Below are 1,865 nucleotides of genomic sequence, written 5' to 3' on the forward strand. Positions count from 1 at the left end.
AAGGGGTGGGGGGGGGGGGGGGGGGAGGGGAGGGGGAGGGGGTAGGCGCCCACCAGCCGGAGTAGGGTGGCGAGTTCGTCCTCGTAGAAGGGCGAGACCCAGATGTGTCGCTTGAAGGTCTCCCGCGGGTCCTCGGGGAAGAGGTGCGGTATCTGTCCGTAGGCCTTGGTCAGCTTCTCGAAGAGGTGGAACACCCAGGCGGAGCCGACCTCGATGGAGGCCATTCGCAGGTTCGGGAAGCGGTGGAAGAGCCCCAAAGCGAGGTGGCTGGCGACAGTGTCCTGCGGGGCGTCGGCGGACACCAAGCTGCGGAAGGCGTTGGCGCGGAAGGACTCGGTGAAGCCGTTCTCGCCCCAGGCCTCGAGGTACTTCGTGTACGGCGTCTCGCCGCCGTGGTAGAGAACCGTTATGCCCGAATCGTTCGCCAGCTGCCAGAACGCGTCGAACATGGGGTCGCCGGGCGCGCGCGACCCGAGCTCGGTCATCACCGGTCCTCCCACCATCACGACGAAGCGGGCGTCGCGCTCGAGCGCCCACTCGAGCTCCCGTGCGGCGTTGGCCGGGTCGGAGAGCGCGATGTAGGGGGCGGCGAAGATCCGCTCCTGGTACGCGAAACCCCAATCCTCCTCCAGCCAGCGGTTGAACGCGCGGAAGGCGGCTTGCTGGGCGGGCAGGTCGTTGGCCAACGCCTGCTCCATGCCGACCCCGAGGGTGGGCAGCAGGATGCAGCCCTCCATGCCCTGCTCATCCATCAGAGCGATGCGGGCAGCGCGGTCACGGTACTCCGGTCGGATGGGCTCGAGTTCGCCGAACAGTTGGCTCGGATCTGCGTTCATTGGGTTGCGCCCGCGAAAGTACTCGTCCATGACCCCGGGGGCCGCGACGGGGCTGAACGTCGGATTGGGGATGAACTTATTGATCTGCCCCCCGACCAGGAGGCGGGTCTTGCCGTCGAGCTCCGCCCACTGCATGGTGCGCTTGCGGTACTCCGGCTCGAGGTGGCGCGTGAACGCGTCCAAGGCCTCGTAGTAGTGGTTGTCGCAGTCGAAGAAGCGGAACGGGACCTCGGTCGTCATGGGTGTCGCCCTTCGTGAGGGGTCAGTGGCGGGCCTGCCCCGGGCGACCGTCCAGGGCGGCCCGACGCAGGCCATGCTTAAGCTAGAACGAAATTCTCGTTCCGGCAAGGATCACACCTGGCGGTCCTGGCCGCAGGCGCCGCCGCCCGGTGGTCGGGATGGCCCTCTGTGTCCGCGCCGTCGTACATCGACGGGTCTCGTATCCGTTCGTTGTCGCGCTTGGGTCGGCTCCGCAGCAGAGCGGAACTCCTGTAAGAGAGTGCACTGTCATCCTGCTGACGGGCATGCCTGGTTCGCCGCGGAGGTATGGGAGGCGGGGCGGCATCGGGTACGGCTTTGGCTATTGAGTCGCGGCCGGCGGCCGCGACGGGCGGCGCCGAGGGCTCGCGGGCGGGGCGGGTGCGGTGCTCGGCAGGCTCGCGCCATTGAACTGTTGACCGAGTTCTTGACTGAAAGCAGAGTTCAGTTCTACGTTCATTGAGAGGACACGGCCGGGCCTCGCCCCGCCCGCGCAGCACGTCACGACGTACGCCGCGCCGCGAGCCGGCCGGCAGGGAGACCCCTATGCCTGACGCGTTCATCTACGACCATGTCCGGACACCGCGCGGACGCGGTAAGCCGAACGGATCCGTGCACGAGATCACGCCCATCCGGCTTGCCACGCAAACGCTGAGCGCGATCAAAGAGCGCAATGGCCTGCCGGCCGACGGCGTGGATGAGCTCATCCTGGGTGTGGTCAGCGGCGTCGGCGAGCAAGGGCCCTTGCTGTCCCGGATCGCGCCGATCACC

The 1,865-nt window shown here is 67.8% G+C and carries 1 protein-coding gene and 1 pseudogene; one reads left to right on the plus strand and one right to left on the minus strand.

The genetic code is table 11. The annotated features are described in order from the left end of the window. The coding region (locus tag ACZ5CR_RS44225; protein ID WP_468869046.1) for an amidohydrolase family protein at nucleotides 1-1,076 on the minus strand (1,076 nt) is incomplete at its 3' end. A 564-nt stretch (nucleotides 1,077-1,640) separates the two neighbouring features. On the opposite strand from ACZ5CR_RS44225, the pseudogene ACZ5CR_RS44230 reads away from it, so the two are divergent. After that, nucleotides 1,641-1,865: pseudogene (locus ACZ5CR_RS44230) on the plus strand (acetyl-CoA C-acyltransferase); the annotation flags it as partial.

The sequence above is a fragment of the Streptomyces sp. NPDC031274 genome (genome assembly GCF_055570235.1).